The sequence below is a fragment of the Comamonas sp. JUb58 genome (assembly GCF_004364775.1).
GTDB lineage: Bacteria > Pseudomonadota > Gammaproteobacteria > Burkholderiales > Burkholderiaceae_C > Comamonas.
The window spans coordinates 33,810-51,018 of sequence record NZ_SOAL01000023.1 but is presented as its reverse complement, the minus strand read 5'-3'; the positions used below and the strand labels follow the sequence as shown (position 1 = coordinate 51,018).

Genomic DNA, 17,209 nt, shown 5'->3' with positions numbered 1-17,209 from the left:
TGGCCGGTGGCGCAGCGCAGCCGTGGCGGCCGTGTTTTAGGCCCAATTCTCGGGTAAACCCTAGAGAGAAAGAGTGGATTTAAGAAATTTATTGTCTCAAGCTGCATTAAATTTCGTATACGAAAATTATTTCTCTTTAGTAGATTTATCGCGCCGTATGCAGATCCTGGATTCCAACCACACCACGCAACACCTGCCCATGGCAGCACTGATTGACAGCCTTGAACAAATGTTCATCGCCGGCTGCGAAGTGCCGCTGCGCCACAACCACAAGATCGTCGGCCAGACCAGTGCCGAAGACGGCATCTTGCTGCTGATGCCCGCATGGCAACCAGGCAAGCGCATCGGGGTCAAGACCGTGTCCATCTTCCCGGGCAACCAGGCGCATGGCCTGCCTGGCCTGCATTCGGTCTTCATCCTCTACGACGCGACCACCGGTGCCCCGCTGGCAGTGCTGGATGGAGATGCCATCACCTCGCGCCGCACCGCTGCGGCATCGGCCCTGGCGGCGCGCTGGCTCAGCCGCCCCGATGCCCACCGTCTGCTGGTGGTGGGCGCCGGCCGTGTGGCCAGCCTGCTGCCCGATGCCTACCGCTGTGTGCGCGATATCCAAGAGGTGCAGGTCTGGGACATCCGCCCCGAGGCCGCGCAAGCGATGGTGGAACGCCTGCAGGCGCAGGGTCTGCAAGCTTCGGTCGCCACTGACCTGGAGCAGGCGGCGCGCCAGGCTGACATCATCAGCTGCGCCACCTTGTCCAACGCGCCCTTGGTGCGTGGCGAATGGCTGCAGCCCGGTGTGCACCTGGACCTGATCGGCAGCTTTACCCCGGCGATGCGCGAAAGCGATGACCGCTGCTTTGCCCGTGCCACCGTCTTTGTCGATACGCCCGAGGCGCTGATGAAGGCGGGCGACATTCTGGAGCCCATCGCCAGCGGCGCCTGGGAGCCCAGCCGCCTGGCCGCCACCTTAGAGCAGCTCTGCCGCAGCCAGCACGCCGGCCGCCAAAGCGCCGATGAGATCACGCTGTTCAAGGCCGTAGGCACGGCGCTGGAAGACCTGGCTGCTGCATCGCTGGCTTATGACGCCTTCAGCGCCTCAGGCAGCGCTGCCGCTTGATCTGCTGACCCGGCCCGATGCGGGCCGGGCCGGGCTGCCGTCCCCTTTCTCTTTGCTATCTGATTCATTCCTTCCATGCGCACATCTTCGACCGAGCCAGCAGCGTCTGCGGCCACCAACAAGCGAGTACTGATTGCCAGTCTGATGGGGAGCTCCATCGAGTGGTTTGACTATTTCCTCTATGCGACTACAGCAGCGCTGGTGTTTGGGAAGGTGTTCTTCCCCACCGCCGATCCGGTGGTAGGACTGATGCTGTCCTACCTGACCTTCTCGCTGACCTTCTTCATCCGGCCGCTGGGCGGCTTTATCTTCTCGCACATCGGTGACCGCATCGGGCGCAAGAAGACCTTGGTGATCACCTTGTCGCTGATGGGCGGCGCCACCGTGCTGATCGGCCTGCTGCCCGGCTACGAGCAGATCGGCATATGGGCGCCCATCCTGCTGATCGTGCTGCGCCTGGTGCAAGGCCTGGGCATTGGTGGTGAGTGGGGCGGCGCGTTGCTGCTGGCCTACGAATACGCACCCAAGAACCGCAAGGGTCTGTTTGGCAGCGTGCCGCAGATGGGCGTGACCATCGGCATGGTGCTGGCCACCTTGGCCATCACCGTGATGAGCACCTTGCCTGATGACCAGTTCCTGGCCTGGGGCTGGCGCGTGCCCTTCCTGCTGAGCGCCATCCTGGTGTTCCTGGGTCTGTGGATCCGCAAGGGCATTGATGAGACTCCTGCCTTCAAGCAGGCCAAGGCCAGCGGCAATGTGGCCAAGATCCCGCTGGTTGAAACCCTGCGCTACCACTGGCGTGCGGTGCTGGTGGCCGTTGCCATCAAGTTTGTGGAAACGGCGCCGTTCTATATCTTCTCGACCTTCATCGTCAGCTACGCCACGGCCACCTTGGGCTTTGAGCGGATTTCCGTGCTCAATGCGGTGACGATTGCGACCCTGGTCACCACCTTGATGATCCCGCTGATGGGGCGCTTGTCGGACAGCATTGGCCGCAAGCGCATGTTTGTGGCAGGCACCCTGGTGATGGCCGCCTTCACCTTCCCCTACTTCATGCTGCTGGAGCAGCGCACGATGACCAGCCTGGTTATCGCCACCGTCGTCGGCCTGGGTCTCGTCTGGGCGCCTATCACCGCCGTGCTGGGCACCTTGTTCTCGGAGATTTTCTCGACCCGCGTGCGCTACACCGGCATCACCCTGGGCTACCAGATTGGCGCTGCGCTGGCCGGCGGCACCGCCCCCTTGCTCGCCACCTGGTTGCTCAACACCTACAACGGCTCCTGGGTGCCGGTGGCCTGGTACATCGTGGGTACGGCCATGATCTCGCTGATCGGCATTGCGTTTGCAAAGACCGTGGCGGACAACGACTAAGCGCTCTATCCCAAAAACCTCGTTCTATGGTGGACGAGGTGATCCAGCAAAAGCAAAGCGGCCCGTTCATCAACGGGCCGCTTTTTTGTGTTTGCTGGGCGCTGCTTAGATCACTTCGCGCAGTGCATCGCTTTGCTGCGCCAGGCCGGCTTCTTCAACCAGCTGGGCCAGCAGTGCGGCATGGTCATTGCCGCTCTTGATCAGGCCCATCTGCCACTCGTCCATAAAGCCCTGGCCCACGCATTGCTGCAGGAACTGCAGCATGCCGTCGTAGTACCCGTTGGCATTGAGGATGCCGATGGGCTTGTCGTGGTAGCCCAGCTGGCGCCAGGTCCAGATCTCGTAGAGCTCTTCAAAAGTGCCGATGCCGCCAGGAATGGCGATAAAGGCATTGCTGCGCTCGGCCATCATGGCCTTGCGCTCATGCATGGTGGTGACCACATGCAGCTCGTCGCAGAGCTCATTGGCCAGTTCGCGGTCCACCAGGGCCTTGGGGATCACGCCGACCACGCGGCCGCCTGCCTCGCGCGTGGCGCGGGCCACCGTGCCCATCAGGCCGGATTTGCCGCCGCCATAGACCAGCTGGCCGCCATGGCTGCCGATCCAGTGGCCGACGGCCTGGGCGGCTTCGCCAAAGGCTTCAAGCTTGCCAGGGCGCGAGCCGCAGTAAACGCACATCGAGAAGGTAGGGGAGTTGGTCATTTCAGCAATCTTTCATACAAGGCAGGCAGCCACACCGCCGCGCACAGCACCAGAGCCAGGAACACCGCGGCACTGCCCATGTCCTTGGCCTTTTTGGCCAGGTCATGCCATTGGGGGCCGAAGCGGTCCATCGCCATCTCGATGCCGGTGTTGAGCAGCTCGGCAATCAGCACCAGAAAAACCGGGGTGATCAGCAAGGCCCAATCGCGCCAGTCGTGCGCCAGCCAGAGCGAGGCGGGCAGCATCAGCAGCGCGAGGATGGCTTCCATGCGGAAGGCCTTTTCGCCCCAGCCGGCCCGCAGGCCCTGCATCGAATAACCGGCGGCATGCCAGACACGCGTCAGGCCAGTGCGGCTTTTTTGCGGGTTGGCGGCATGGATGTCGGCCAGGCTGTGCGCTGGCACGGCGGGGTCGGCAGGGGAGCGAGGATCGGGCTGGTTCATCGGAGGCGTGGTCATCGCCCATCATGGCATAGCGTGGGCAGGTCAACGCATATTATTGCACTGCAGCATTTGATCGGCGCGCTGCCTGGTTCTGGCGCCAGGTAGCGCTGGCGCAATAGGGGCAAGCTTATAGCGCTGGATCCGGCGTCTTGCTCTGTGGCGCCGGGCGCTCGGCACTGACCAGGCGTGTGCCGGCCAGTGCATCGTGCCAGAACTGCTGCAGGGGATGCAGCCGGCTGGCCAGCGCCCAGAGCACGATCCAGCCGCTCAGCAGCACCACGATTTCGCCCACTGGCAGGCCAAAGGGCATGCTGACCACCAGCGGCGGCAAAAACCACAGCCAGCTGCAGACATAGCGCAGCAGCGCGCGGCCCTGTGTCAGGGGCTGGCCGTTGCGGTCCACGATGCGGATATGCCAGGTTTTCATCGCCAGGGTCTGGCCCTTGTGCCAGAACCAGGTGAAATAGATGCCAAAGATGATGAACAGGAAGAGCTGCAGGCCATGGCGGTTGTCCATCGCGTTGCGCGTCTGGCTCAGCGAGCTGTAGAGGTAACCCGACATGAAGACCACGCCAAACATCAGCATACCCTCATACAACCAGCAGGCCATGCGCCGCGCCAGGCGCGGTGCGCGCAACAGCGCGCTGGTGGCGAGGGGGCCGGGAGGGAGCGCTGTTGTGCTGGTGGAGGTCTGCATGCGGACAGTATCAGGTCGGCGGGTGCACCGGGCTGTCGCTGTTGCGCGACTGTGATTCGCCCGCCGGCGGCCGGCTTGGGGAATCCAGCGGGGGCAACGGCGAGGAGGTGACCGGCGCGGGCATTTGCACCGGGGCCGTCTCTACCACCGGGGCGGGCGGCAAGGCTGGGGGCGGTGCGGGTGGCAAGGCGGGCGCCGGTGCTGCGCCGTTGGCAGCGGGGGCAGGCCCGGTGAGCGGGCCGACCTCGACCGGCGTCACCATGCCGCGCGAGTGCACGCGGATCTCAGGTGGCGGCAGGATCTTGGGCGGGTTGGCGCGGTTGGGGTTGATGGCCGCTGCCGGCACCTTGACCAGGCGCCCGGTGCTGCGGGCCGAAGGGCGGGGCGCCAGCGCCACGCCGCCGTGGTAGAGCACGCCGCCCTGGGCCAGGCGCTTGCGCTCACGGGCGCTGAGTGCCTGGTAGTCTTCCCAGAGCTTGCGCTTTTCCTCGGCCGACAGGCTGCTGATGTTCGAATAGTTGAGCCGGGCCTGGCTTTGGTCGGACAGGCTGAACTTGGCCCATTCCTTCATGTGCTCGCCAATGCGCAGCTGCTCTTCGGGGGAGAAATCGTCAAAGCTGTCGGCGATCATCGTCCAGCGGCTTTTCTGCTGGGTGGTCAGCCAGTTCCATTGCTCTTCGAGCGGCGCCAGCACGGTGCGCTGGTCGTCATCCAGCGCGTCCCAACTGGGGCCCTCATTGCGCGGGCTGCTGGAGCGGGTGACGCTGTTGGCGCTGACCAGATCGCTGGCGGCGCTGCCGTAAATATTGGCGGCCTTGTTGCCGGCGTAGACGCCCACAACAGCAAAAGCAGCCAGCAAAATACTGGCTGCCATGGCGGGGATGGTCGAAGGGGCGGGCGTGTTGCCGGCTACCTCATCGTTATCGTAATCGTGTCTCAACGCTTGTCAGTGGGCTGCTTTTGGGCAGCGATCTTCAGAAACTGGGTAAAACCAGGATCAGTATAGGCGCTTGGCGGCAGCTCGTCAGCCAGCAAGGTGGCATCGTACTCAGCCATTTCGCTGGCGCCTTCGTCTGCCTGAACACCGTTGAAGAAGGCCAGGCCGGCAACCATCGCGCTCAGCGGCACAGCCGACACCACGGCACGCCACCAGTTGCGTTTGCCAGAAGGCGCAGCGGCCTCTTGCTGGGGCTGGCGTGCAATCGCAGGCACCGCCACCACCTTGCGGCGGGACAGGGCGCGCTCCCGGGCCGCTCGCAAACGTTCGCTGATGTCGTAGTCGAGATCAGCCTCGGCTTCGCTCAGCCGGGCGGTAACGCGGCGGGCAAAAATTTCAGCATTGACAACGGTTTGGGCGGTGTTTGAGCGGTTCATAGCACGATTCCTTTGGCCTTAAGCACTTTACTCAAGGTTTGGATGGCGCGAAAGCAGTGGGTTTTTACACTTCCCTCTGAGCAACCCATGGCTGCTGCAGTCTCTGCGATGTCCATCTCTTCCCAATAACGCATCAGAAACGCTTCGCGTTGACGCGCTGGCAACTGTTGTATCTCTTTTTCTATTAATGCAAGGGTTTGTTTGCGGTTGGTGTGGTCCTCGGCACTTTGCTCCGCATCTCCATTGTCGGCGTTGTAAATGTCCAGGAGGTTGAATTCCCCCTCGTCATCCGGGCCTTCGAAGTCGCTCATCGTCGTGAAGAGCGCATTGCGCGTCTTCTGGCGGCGGAACCAGTCGAGCGTGCTGTTGGACAGAATGCGCTGGAACAGCATCGGCAGCTCGTTGGCCGGCTTGTCCCCATAGTGCTCGGCCAGCTTCATCATGCTGTCCTGCACGATGTCGAGCGCTGCTTCCTGGTCGCGCACATGAAAAAGCGAGCGCTTGAAAGCTCGCTTTTCAACGCTTTTCAGAAAGTCGGACAGTTCTCGTTCTGTGGCCAAATCGTACCCAACACCGTGGTTATTCAGAGATTTCTCGCTTTTTACCCGGGCAAATAAACCAAGTGTGGCAAAAAACACCGCATCAAGCCCTAGATTATCGCATCCTATCGAAAAAAAATCCGTAGCTTGTCGCAAAGCAATGCTGCAGTGCGATAATGTATAAGCATCAAAAAGCAAAAGGGTCACGGTCCGGCGTCGCAAGCATCTCGCCCATGTCCGTTGGCCTCAAGTTCCAAGCAGGCTCCACAAGAGCTGGGCGAGGAGCACCAGAGGTTTTTCGTTAGAGAAATTCACAAAGGTTGATCATGGAAATGTCCAAGGCCGAACAGAACTCGGCGCAAGCGGCGCATCAGTCCGCGCAGAAATCCCAAGAACTCATGGGCGCTGAAGTGCTGGTCAAGGCACTGCAGGCCGAAGGCGTCAAGCAGCTGTGGGGCTACCCCGGCGGTGCAGTTCTCTACATCTACGACGCGCTCTACAAACAAGACACCATCAACCATGTGCTGGTTCGCCATGAACAGGCAGCAGTGCATGCAGCAGACGGCTTTGCCCGCGCTACCGGTGAAGTGGGCGTGGCACTGGTTACCTCTGGCCCCGGCCTGACGAATGCAGTCACCGGTATTGCCACTGCTTACACAGACAGCATCCCTATCGTCGTGATCTCCGGTCAGACATCCACGACCGCCATTGGCTCGGATGCTTTCCAGGAATGCGATACCGTCGGTATCACGCGCCCCATCGTCAAGCACAACTTCCTGGTCAAGGATGTGCGCGATCTGGCGCTGACGATGAAAAAAGCTTTCCATATCGCACGCACCGGCCGTCCCGGCCCCGTCGTGATCGATATCCCCAAGGACGTTTCCTTCAAGAAGGTGGCCTACAACGGCTATCCCTCGACGGTGGAAATGCGCTCCTACAACCCGGTCAAGAAGGGCCACAGCGGCCAGATCCGCAAGGCCCTGCAGCTGCTGCTGGCGGCCAAGCGCCCCTATATCTATACCGGTGGCGGCGTGCTGTTGAGCGGCGCCGAGCAAGAGCTGCGCACCCTGGTGGACCTGCTGGGCTACCCGGTGACCCACACCCTGCTGGGTCTGGGCGCCTATCCGGCCAGCGACAAGAAATACTTGGGCATGCTGGGCATGCACGGCACGATCGAAGCCAACAACGCGATGCAGAACTGCGATGTGCTGCTGGCCGTGGGCGCGCGCTTTGACGACCGGGTGATTGGCAACCCCAAGCACTTCATGTCGGTGGACCGCAAGATCATCCATGTCGACATCGACCCTTCGTCGATCTCCAAGCGCGTCAAGGTGGATGTGCCCATCGTCGGCGACTGCAAGGAAGTGCTGAGCGAGCTGATCGCGATGGTGCGCGAGAGCGTGGCCAGCCCCGATGCCGAGGCGCTGCAAAACTGGTGGAAGACCATCGAAGGCTGGCGCAGTCGCGATTGCCTGCGCTACGACCGCGAGAACACCGAAGTCATCAAGCCGCAGTTCGTGGTCGAAACGCTCTGGCAGATGACCCGCGATGCGGACTGCTATGTGACCTCGGACGTGGGCCAGCACCAGATGTGGGCTGCGCAGTACTACCGCTTCGAGGAATCGCGCCGCTGGATCAACTCGGGTGGCCTGGGCACGATGGGCGTGGGCATTCCCTATGCGATGGGCATCAAGCTGGCCAAGCCCGATGCCGAGGTGTTCTGCATCACCGGCGAAGGCTCGGTGCAGATGAACATCCAGGAGCTGGCCACCTGCCGCCAGTACGAGACGCCGATCATCATCTGCGCGCTCAACAACCGCTTCCTGGGCATGGTGCGCCAGTGGCAAGAGATCGAATACTCGGGCCGCTACAGCCACAGCTACATGGATTCGCTGCCTGACTTCGTCAAGCTGGCCGAAGCCTATGGCCATGCGGGCATTCTGATCGAGAAGCCCGAGGATGTGGAGCCCGCCCTGCGTGAAGCGCGGCGCATTGCCCGCGAAGAGCGCAAGAGCGTGTTCCTCGATTTCCGCACCGATCCGACCGAGAACGTCTTCCCGATGGTTCAGGCCGGCAAGGGCATCACCGAGATGCTGCTGGGCGCGGACGATCTGTAAACGCCTTCCTGGCTGGGCGCGCCTTGCTGCAAGCGCGCGTCCAAGCTTCCCTTCGGTTTTTCCTTTCTGACGAATCTATTGTCTACCGAGCCCAGCGCTTACCGGCGTTGGGGGAGGGTAGCGAAAAGAGGAATCTGTTCTTATGAAACACATCATTGCGGTTCTCCTGGAGAACGAACCAGGCGCCCTGTCGCGCGTGGTGGGCCTGTTTTCGGCCCGTGGCTACAACATCGAGTCCCTCACCGTGGCGCCCACCGAGGATGCCTCGCTGTCGCGCATGACCATCACCACCACCGGCTCGGACGACGTCATCGAGCAGATCACCAAGCACCTCAACCGCCTCATTGAAGTGGTGAAGGTGGTCGATCTGACCGAAGGCGCCTATACCGAGCGCGAGCTGATGATGATCAAGGTGCGGGCGGTCGGCAAGGAGCGCGAAGAAATGAAGCGCATGGCCGACATCTTCCGTGGCCGCATCATCGATGTGACCGAGAAGAGCTACACCATCGAGGTGACCGGCGACCAGGCCAAGAACGATGCGTTCCTGAGCGCGATCGATCGGTCGGCCATCCTCGAAACCGTGCGTACCGGTGCCAGCGGCATCGGTCGCGGTGAACGCATCTTGCGCGTGTAATGCGCTGGTGTCACCGGCTGCGACGCCATGCCCGCCAGGCGGTGGGTGTGGTACTGCTGCTGGTGGGGCTTGTGCTGGTGGAGTCTTCGCTACAGCAAGATGATCCAGAATGCTCCTGGGAACAGGACGGCTGGACCCAGATTCGCCAATGCGATCCACTGCTCACACAGGCCGATGCCTTTGCTACCCCTGGCTCCCAGTTGTGGTTGTCCCTCATAGTAGGATTGGGCGCTTTTGTAGCGGGGGCTTATTTGCTGGCGTCAGGAAACACCGCAAGGCCACCTGACGATACAGATTCTTGAACAAGTGTTTGTTTGCATTTTTGACTGATACCAACGGAGCGAAGCATGAAAGTTTTTTACGACAAGGACTGTGATCTGTCCCTCATCAAAGGCAAGACCGTCGCCATCATCGGCTACGGCTCGCAAGGCCATGCGCACGCGCAGAACCTGAACGACAGTGGCGTGAAGGTCATCGTCGGTCTGCGCAAGTCTGGCGCTTCCTGGCCCAAGGCCGAGAAGGCCGGTCTGACCGTGATGGAAGTCAACGACGCCGTGAAGGCCGCTGACGTGGTCATGATCCTGTTGCCTGACGAAGACATCGCCAAGGTGTACAACGACAACGTCAAGGACAACATCAAGCAAGGCGCTTCGCTGGTGTTCGCGCACGGCTTCAACGTGCACTACAACCAAGTTGTGCCCCGCGCCGATCTGGACGTGTGGATGGTGGCTCCCAAGGCCCCTGGCCACACCGTGCGCAACACCTACAGCCAAGGCGGCGGCGTGCCCCACCTGATCGCTGTGCACCAGGACAAGTCTGGCAAGGCCCGTGACCTGGCCCTGTCGTACGCAATGGCCAATGGTGGCGGCAAGGCCGGCATCATTGAGACCAACTTCAAGGAAGAAACCGAGACCGACCTGTTCGGCGAGCAAGCCGTTCTGTGCGGCGGTGCTGTCGAGCTGATCAAGATGGGCTTCGAGACCCTGGTGGAAGCTGGCTACGCGCCTGAAATGGCCTACTTCGAGTGCCTGCACGAGCTCAAGCTCATCGTGGACCTGATCTACGAAGGCGGCATTGCCAACATGAACTACTCGATCTCGAACAACGCCGAATACGGCGAGTACGTGACCGGTCCTGAAGTGATCAACGAAGAGTCGCGCAAGGCCATGCGCAACGCTTTGAAGCGCATCCAGAACGGCGAATACGCCAAGATGTTCATCCAGGAAGGCCGTCTGAGCTACCCATCGATGACTGCCCGCCGTCGCAACACTGCCGATCACCAGATCGAGCAAGTGGGTGGCCAGCTGCGCGCCATGATGCCTTGGATTGCCAAGAACAAGCTGGTCGACCAGACCCGCAACTAAATCGCATCGGCTGCCGCTGCCTGCAGCGGCGCCGCGCTGATTCGCACAGGACTGCCTTGGCAGTCCTTTTTTCATGGGCATCCCGGAGAGGCCCCTGGTGGCAAAAGCTACACTGTAGGCCAAGCTCGGCCGGGCCGCAGCCCGCCGGAAACTATAAAATAAGTAGCTGATTGCGCAGATATAGCTGGCGCTGGAGTGGATTGAATGCTGGACGAAAACGAAACCAAGCCCAAGGCCGCAGCGCATGCGCTGGCGCCTGCGCAGCGCAAATGGCGCAAGGGCATCTATGTGCTGCCCAACTCGTTTACCTTGGCCGCCCTGTTTGGCGGTTTTTACTCGATCGTGATGGCGATGAATGGCCGTTTCGAGGCCGCTGCCGTGGGTGTCTTCTGCGCCATGGTGCTCGACAGTCTGGATGGCCGCGTAGCGCGCATGACGCACACGCAAAGCGCCTTTGGCGAGCAGATGGATTCGCTGTCGGACATGGTGTCCTTTGGCGCTGCGCCGGCGCTGATTGCCTATGAATGGGCACTGCGCCCGCTGGGCCGCTGGGGCTGGATTGCGGCCTTTGTCTATTGCTCCTGCGCAGCGCTGCGCCTGGCGCGTTTCAATGTGAACACCGGCGTGGTGGACAAGCGTTACTTCCAAGGCATGCCGTCGCCTGCTGCAGCGGCCTTGGTGGCGGGCTTCATCTGGCTCACCAGTGCGCTGCTGGTATCGCACCGCGATGTGCCGATCTTTGGCCAGGTGATTGCGCTGTTTGGCGGCTACCCGGCCAGCCGCGATGACCTGTCCTGGATCATGTTCGCCATCACCTTGCTGGCGGGCCTGACCATGGTCACCAATATTCCTTACTACAGCTTCAAGGATGCCGGCGCTGCCAAGAGCGTGCCCTTCATCTCGCTGGTGGTGGTGGTGCTGCTGCTGGCCGTGGTCAGCGTCGAGCCGGCCACCATGCTGTTCCTGATCTTTGTGGCCTATTCGCTCTCGGGCTATGTGATCTACGCCTGGCGCCGCTTCAAGGGCCAGCATGTGTCGATCGTGGCAACCTCGACCGATGAGCCCGAAGAGCGCGGCTTGCACCACGATTGAACTTTTTGCAGACATCTACCAAAACCTGTGTTAGAGTGAACGCCATGCAAAACCTGTCCCTAGCTCTACTACTAGCATGTCCAACGGGCAGGTAGAGTAGCGCGCAGTTTTTCACCCCTACACCTCGGCCCGTTTGCACCAGCAACGGGCCGATTCTGTTTTAGCAGGTTGCTGGTTTCTAACCCCGAACTTTTTGTTCCGATGAGAAAGACCAGACAACCATGTTGACCCAACCTTCCAGCAAGTACCGCGCTTTTCCAGCCATTGCGTTGCGTGACCGCACCTGGCCTGATGCCCAGATCACCCAGGCGCCCATCTGGCTGTCCACCGATCTGCGCGATGGCAACCAGGCGCTGATCGAGCCCATGGACCTGGCACGCAAGCTGCGCATGTTCGATATGCTGGTCAAGATTGGCTTCAAGGAAATCGAAGTCGGCTTTCCTGCTTCCTCGCAGATCGAATTCGACTTTGTGCGCCAGTTGATCGAGGAAAAGCGCATTCCCGCTGACGTCACCATCCAGGTGATGACCCCCGCCCGTCCTGAGCTCATCACGCGCACGGTCGAGGCCCTGCAAGGCGCGCCACGCGCCATCGTCCACATCTACAACGCGGTGGCGCCCGTCTGGCGCAAGGTCGTGTTCGGCATGAGCGTGCCCGAGGTAATGACCCTGGTCAAAGACCAGGTCACCCACCTCAAGACCTTGACCGATGCCCAACCCGGCACCGAATGGGTCTTGCAGTACTCGCCCGAGACCTTCTCCCTCGCCGAACTCGATGTGTCCCTGCAGGCTTGCGAGACCGCGATTGCCGCCTGGGGTGCGGGCCGCGACATCATCCTGAACCTGCCCACCACGGTGGAAAACGCCACCCCCAATGTGTTTGCCGACCAGATCGAGTGGATGGTGCGCAAGTTCGCCACCCGCCCTGAAGTGGTGGTCTCCGTGCACCCGCACAACGACCGCGGCACCGGCACGGCCAGCGCCGAATTGGCCTTGATGGCCGGCGCCCATCGCGTCGAAGGCTGCTTGTTCGGCAATGGCGAGCGTACCGGCAACCTCGACATCGTCAATGTGGCCTTGAACATGTATGTGCAGGGCGTATCGCCCCAGCTGGATTTCTCGGACATCGACGCCATCCGCGCTGAAGTCGAGTACTGCAACCAGTTGCCCGTGCCCGCCCGCCACCCCTATGCCGGCGACCTGGTCTACACCTCGTTCTCGGGCTCGCACCAGGACGCCATCAAGAAGGCCTTTGCGGCTCGCCAGGATGCCGATATCTGGGAAATTCCTTACCTGCCGATCGACCCCAAGGACCTGGGCCGCAGCTACGAAGCAGTGATCCGCGTCAACAGCCAGTCGGGCAAGGGTGGTATCTCCTACCTGCTCGAAGAAGCCTATGGCCTGGCCATGCCGCGCCGCTTGCAGATCGAGTTCAGCCAGGTGGTACAGCGCGCGATGGATACGGCGGGCACCGAGTTCACCGCCAAGGACCTGTGGCAGATCTTCGAGCGCGAGTACCAACTCAGCGCCAACCATGCACTGGCCCAGTACCGCGTGGAATCGGGCGACAGCGATGATGTGCGCATCAGCGGAAAGCTGCAGTGGGCCGGTCAGGCCGTCAGCATTGCCGGTCAGGGCAATGGCCCGATCGATGCCTTTGTGCAGGCGGTCAGCAGCGCCATCGGTATTCCTGTGCGCCTGCTTGACTACAGCGAGCATGCCGTTGCCGCCAGCGACGCACGCGGCGACAAGGGCGCCAATGCCACGGCAGCCGCCTATATCGAGCTGCGCGTGGGCGACAGCCAGAGCCTGTACGGCGTAGGCATGGACAGCAACAGCACCCAGGCGGCTTTCCGCGCGGTGATGAGCGCGGTAGCACGTAGCGGTGCTGTCGCCAGCGTGCAAACGGCAGCGCCACAAGCAGCTGCGGAAACGGCTGCTGCCTAACCACAGGCAGAGCAAAGCACGTAAACTGTAGCGCGGTTGATGCAGGCTGCAGGAGGGCGAGCAGATCGCTTTCCTGCAGCCTGTTTTAGAGATTCCACTCACCCACGGTGGTAGCACGGCGGCAGCGCAAGACCAATGCAATGGAGAACACGATGAGCGAGCAACTGATTATTTTTGATACCACCTTGCGCGATGGCGAGCAATCGCCCGGCGCGTCCATGACCAAGGACGAGAAGCTGCGCATTGCGCGCCAGCTGGAGCGCCTCAAGGTGGACGTCATCGAAGCCGGTTTTGCCGCCAGCTCCAACGGTGATTTTGATTGTGTGCAGAGCATCGCCTCCATCATCAAGGACTCGACCATCTGCTCCTTGGCACGCGCCAATGACCGCGACATCGCCCGCGCTGCCGAGGCCTTGAAGCCCGCCAACCGTGCGCGTATCCACACCTTCATTGCGACCAGCCCATTGCACATGGAGAAGAAGCTGCGCATGTCGCCCGATGAGGTCTTCGAGCAGGCCAAGATGTCGGTGCGCTTTGCCCGCAATCTGGTGGGCGATATCGAGTTCAGCCCCGAAGACGGCTACCGCAGCGATCCAGATTTTCTCTGCCGCGTGATCGAGGCCGTGATTGCCGAAGGCGCGACGACCATCAATGTGCCCGACACCGTCGGCTACGCGATCCCCGAGCTCTATGGCCAGTTCATTCTGAACCTGCGTGAGCGCATTCCCAATAGCGACAAGGCCATCTGGTCCGTGCACTGCCACAACGACCTGGGCATGGCCGTTGCCAACTCGCTGGCCGGCGTCAAGATCGGTGGAGCACGCCAGGTGGAGTGCACGATCAATGGCCTGGGCGAGCGCGCGGGTAACTGCTCACTTGAAGAAGTGGTCATGGCCGTCAAGACGCGCCGCGATTACTTTGGCCTTGATGTCAACATCGACGCCCAGCACATCGTGGCCGCCAGCCGCCTGGTGAGCCAGACCACCGGCTTTGTGGTGCAGCCCAACAAGGCCGTGGTGGGGGCCAATGCCTTTGCCCATGCCTCCGGCATCCACCAGGATGGCGTGCTCAAGGCCCGCGACACCTACGAAATCATGCGTGCCGAAGATGTGGGCTGGAGCGCCAACAAGATCGTGCTGGGCAAGCTCTCGGGCCGCAATGCCTTCAAGCAGCGCCTGCAGGAGCTGGGCGTGGTGATGGACAGCGAAAGCGAGATCAATGCCGCATTCGCCCGCTTCAAGGACCTGGCCGATCGCAAGAGCGAGATTTTTGACGAAGACATCCTGGCGCTGGTGCACATGGAAGGCGCCGAGGCGCAGGCCGAAGCCTACCGCTTTGTTTCGCTGTCGCAATCGAGCGAAACGGGCGAGCAGCCCAAGGCCAGTGTGGTGCTGATTGCCAATGGCCAGGAAGTGCGCGGCGAGTCCACTGGCAACGGTCCCGTCGATGCATCGATGAAGGCGATTGAGTCGCAGGCCCGCAGCGGCGCCGAGATGGTGCTGTACGCGGTCAATGCGATCAGCGGCTCCACCGAAAGCCAGGGCGAGGTGACCGTACGCTTGCAAATGGGCGGCCGTGTGGTCAACGGTGTAGGCGCAGACCCTGATATTGTGGTGGCGTCAGCGAAGGCTTACATCGCTGCCCTAAACAAGTTACAAAATCCTACGGAGCGAGTAGCTGCACAAGGTTGAGACTTCGGAATATAATTTCACTTAAATAATTGAAGAGTCGCGTAAGTTCATGAATTTGCGCGATTTTTTGAATCCAAATTTCCGCTGTCAGCTATCGTATTTGTAGGGAGCAGAATAATGGCGCTACGTCATCGCAGTGTTTTGCGTCGTTTTTCACATTTGTTTGCAATTTGCACCCTGGCCTTTGGTTTGGCGGCACCCAGCGTGCATGCCAGCACCAAGAACAAGCCGGCTGCCAAGGCGCATGTGCAGGCCAAGGCGGGCAAAAAGCAGGCAGCCGTGGCCTCCAAGGGCGAGCGCAATGGCCGCCACAAGCAGGCTGCTGCCCCCGCTTCCAAAAAGGTGGCCGCCAAGGCCGTGAAGGGCAAGACCACGGTCGCCAAGGCCGGTCGCCATGCCGGGCGCGCTGCCGTTGCTGCGGCCGTCATCATTCCCGAACGCCAATCCTTTGGCCAGCTGGCCGGTCTGCATGATGTGACCGATCCGCTGGCGCTCAAGTCCAGTGTGGCCCTGGTGCTGGACCAGGACACGCACGAAGTGCTGCTGTCCAAGAACGACCATGCCGTGCTGCCGATCGCATCGCTGACCAAGCTGATGACCGGTCTCATCATCTCCCAGGCCCAGCTGCCGATGGACGAGATGATCACCATCACCCAGGACGATGTGGACACCGAGAAGCACAGCAGCTCGCGTCTGCGTGTGGGCACCACCTTGATGCGCGGCGAACTGCTGCACCTGGCGCTGATGTCCAGCGAAAACCGCGCAGCGCATGCGCTGGGCCGTACCTACCCCGGTGGCATGCAGAGCTTTGTCGGCCTGATGAACATGAAGGCCAAGATGCTGGGCATGGCCGACACCCGCTATGTTGAGCCCACCGGCCTGTCGAGCTCCAACCAGTCCAGCGCCTTTGACCTGGCAACCCTGGTGAATGTGGCGCATTCCGATCCGCTGCTGCGTGATCTGACCACCTCGCCGTCCTACCAGGTGGAAGTGGGTGAGCGCACCCTCCAGTTCAACAACACCAACCGCCTGGTACACAACCCGGACTGGAATATCGGCCTGCAAAAGACCGGCTATATCTCCGAAGCGGGTCGCTGCCTGGTGATGCAGACCCAGGTTGCCGGCCGCAAGCTGATCATGGTGTTCCTGGATTCGGCCGGCAAGTTTGGCCGTCTGGCCGATGCCGAGCGCGTGCGCCACTGGGTGGAAGGCTCGGGCACGCAACTGCTGGCCAAGCACTGAGCGCCAAGCACCCAACAAAAAACCTGCCTCGGCAGGTTTTTTTGCGCCTAAGCGCTGGGGATGGGGGACGGGCTCAGCGCGCGTTGGGCTGGCGGTGTTCGTCAAAGCCCAAGGCGGACGAGATCTCGCTGGCCGTGGCCTGCAGGCGCGTGGTCCAGGCGTCTTCCAGCCGGTCTGCGGGGGCGGAGACGGACAGACCGGCCACCAGGCGCCCCTGGTCGTCATAGATGCCTGCGGCCATGCAGCGCACGCCCAGCTCCAACTCTTCGTTGTCGCGTGCCACGCCGTACTGGCGGGTTTTGGACAGTTCGCGCTCCAGCACCGCCAGGTTGGTGATGCTGTTCTTGGTGTTGCCGGCCAGGCCCGTGCGCATCGCGTAGGCGCGCACGCGTTCGGGTTCGTCATTGGCCAGGAAGAGCTTGCCCGTCGATGTCAGGTGCAGCGGCGCATGGCCGCCAATGGCGCGCACCACCTGCATGCCCGAGCGCTCGCTGAAGCTGCGTTCCACATAGACGATCTCATCGCCCTGGCGCATGCTCAGGTTGATGGCCTGCTGGGTTGCCAGGTGCAGGCGGCGCATCGGCAGCAAGGCCACTTCGCGCACATTGATGCGGGCCTTGACCAGGTTGCCCAGCTCCAGGAGGCGCATGCCCAGGCGGTAGCTGCCCGATTCGGGGCGGTCCACAAAGCGGCCGATGGTCAGGTCGTTCAAGATGCGGTGCGTCGTCGACGGGTGCAGGCCCGTGATCTCGCTCAGCTCCTTGAGTGACACCGCTTCCTCGCGCGTGGCCAGGACGTCCAGCAGCGTGAACATGCGCTCTAGCACTTGCACGCTGGGCTTGGTGACGGTGTCATATGTGGTTTTGGTCATGCGTAGACT

General features: G+C 61.7%; 16 protein-coding genes. 9 read left to right on the top strand and 7 right to left on the bottom strand.

The window, feature by feature from the left end; all coding sequences use genetic code 11:
- Positions 1-157 precede the first annotated feature (157 nt).
- On the top strand, positions 158-1,117 hold the full coding sequence (locus EDF71_RS21250) for an ornithine cyclodeaminase family protein (RefSeq protein WP_133858535.1): 960 nt from the start codon (positions 158-160) through the stop codon (positions 1,115-1,117).
- 75 nt (positions 1,118-1,192) lie between these two features.
- Positions 1,193-2,488 (top strand): MFS transporter, encoded by a 1,296-nt coding sequence (locus EDF71_RS21245; RefSeq protein ID WP_133858534.1) that lies wholly within the window; start codon positions 1,193-1,195, stop codon positions 2,486-2,488.
- Between the two features lie 105 nt (positions 2,489-2,593).
- Here the strand turns inward: EDF71_RS21245 and EDF71_RS21240 are convergent, their stop codons facing one another.
- From EDF71_RS21240 to EDF71_RS21215, 6 genes are all read right to left on the bottom strand, one after another.
- A complete protein-coding gene (locus EDF71_RS21240) occupies positions 2,594-3,190 on the bottom strand; it encodes a TIGR00730 family Rossman fold protein (protein WP_133858533.1) in 597 nt (198 codons plus the stop codon).
- A complete protein-coding gene (locus EDF71_RS21235; protein ID WP_243854388.1) occupies positions 3,187-3,648 on the bottom strand; it encodes a diacylglycerol kinase in 462 nt (153 codons plus the stop codon). The genes EDF71_RS21240 and EDF71_RS21235 overlap by 4 nt, the downstream gene beginning before the upstream one ends.
- 112 nt (positions 3,649-3,760) lie before the next feature.
- Positions 3,761-4,330, bottom strand: coding sequence for an RDD family protein (locus EDF71_RS21230; RefSeq protein ID WP_279586302.1), 570 nt, complete (start codon positions 4,328-4,330; stop codon positions 3,761-3,763).
- Between the two features lie 10 nt (positions 4,331-4,340).
- A complete protein-coding gene (locus EDF71_RS21225) occupies positions 4,341-5,204 on the bottom strand; it encodes a DUF3106 domain-containing protein (protein WP_166656613.1) in 864 nt (287 codons plus the stop codon).
- A 62-nt stretch (positions 5,205-5,266) separates the two neighbouring features.
- Entirely contained in the window at positions 5,267-5,704 is a 438-nt protein-coding gene (locus EDF71_RS21220; protein WP_133858531.1) for a DUF3619 family protein, read from the bottom strand.
- The gene (locus tag EDF71_RS21215) at positions 5,701-6,264 is read right to left on the bottom strand and encodes an RNA polymerase sigma factor (protein WP_133858566.1); all 564 of its coding nucleotides are present in this window, start codon (positions 6,262-6,264) and stop codon (positions 5,701-5,703) included. The genes EDF71_RS21220 and EDF71_RS21215 overlap by 4 nt, the downstream gene beginning before the upstream one ends.
- Before the next feature lie 305 nt (positions 6,265-6,569).
- On the opposite strand from EDF71_RS21215, the gene EDF71_RS21210 reads away from it, so the two are divergent.
- From EDF71_RS21210 to EDF71_RS21180, 7 genes are all read left to right on the top strand, one after another.
- On the top strand, positions 6,570-8,360 hold the full coding sequence (locus tag EDF71_RS21210) for an acetolactate synthase 3 catalytic subunit (protein ID WP_133858530.1): 1,791 nt from the start codon (positions 6,570-6,572) through the stop codon (positions 8,358-8,360).
- A gap of 142 nt (positions 8,361-8,502) precedes the next feature.
- The gene (gene ilvN / locus EDF71_RS21205) at positions 8,503-8,994 is read left to right on the top strand and encodes an acetolactate synthase small subunit (RefSeq protein ID WP_021024891.1); all 492 of its coding nucleotides are present in this window, start codon (positions 8,503-8,505) and stop codon (positions 8,992-8,994) included.
- A gap of 347 nt (positions 8,995-9,341) precedes the next feature.
- On the top strand, positions 9,342-10,358 hold the full coding sequence (gene ilvC / locus EDF71_RS21200; RefSeq protein WP_133858529.1) for a ketol-acid reductoisomerase: 1,017 nt from the start codon (positions 9,342-9,344) through the stop codon (positions 10,356-10,358).
- Between the two features lie 204 nt (positions 10,359-10,562).
- On the top strand, positions 10,563-11,450 hold the full coding sequence (gene pssA, locus EDF71_RS21195; RefSeq protein WP_133858528.1) for a CDP-diacylglycerol--serine O-phosphatidyltransferase: 888 nt from the start codon (positions 10,563-10,565) through the stop codon (positions 11,448-11,450).
- Between the two features lie 221 nt (positions 11,451-11,671).
- Positions 11,672-13,396, top strand: coding sequence for a 2-isopropylmalate synthase (leuA, locus tag EDF71_RS21190; RefSeq protein WP_133858527.1), 1,725 nt, complete (start codon positions 11,672-11,674; stop codon positions 13,394-13,396).
- Positions 13,397-13,548: 152 nt separating this feature from the next.
- The gene (locus tag EDF71_RS21185; RefSeq protein WP_133858526.1) at positions 13,549-15,087 is read left to right on the top strand and encodes a 2-isopropylmalate synthase; all 1,539 of its coding nucleotides are present in this window, start codon (positions 13,549-13,551) and stop codon (positions 15,085-15,087) included.
- Between the two features lie 117 nt (positions 15,088-15,204).
- Entirely contained in the window at positions 15,205-16,329 is a 1,125-nt protein-coding gene (locus EDF71_RS21180; protein WP_208301107.1) for a serine hydrolase, read from the top strand.
- 73 nt (positions 16,330-16,402) lie between these two features.
- Here EDF71_RS21180 and EDF71_RS21175 read toward each other — a convergent pair whose 3' ends face one another.
- Positions 16,403-17,200 carry an IclR family transcriptional regulator gene (locus tag EDF71_RS21175; protein ID WP_133858525.1) on the bottom strand — a complete coding sequence of 266 codons (798 nt, stop codon included), beginning with the start codon at positions 17,198-17,200 and terminating at the stop codon, positions 16,403-16,405.
- Between the last annotated feature and the right edge of the window lie 9 nt (positions 17,201-17,209).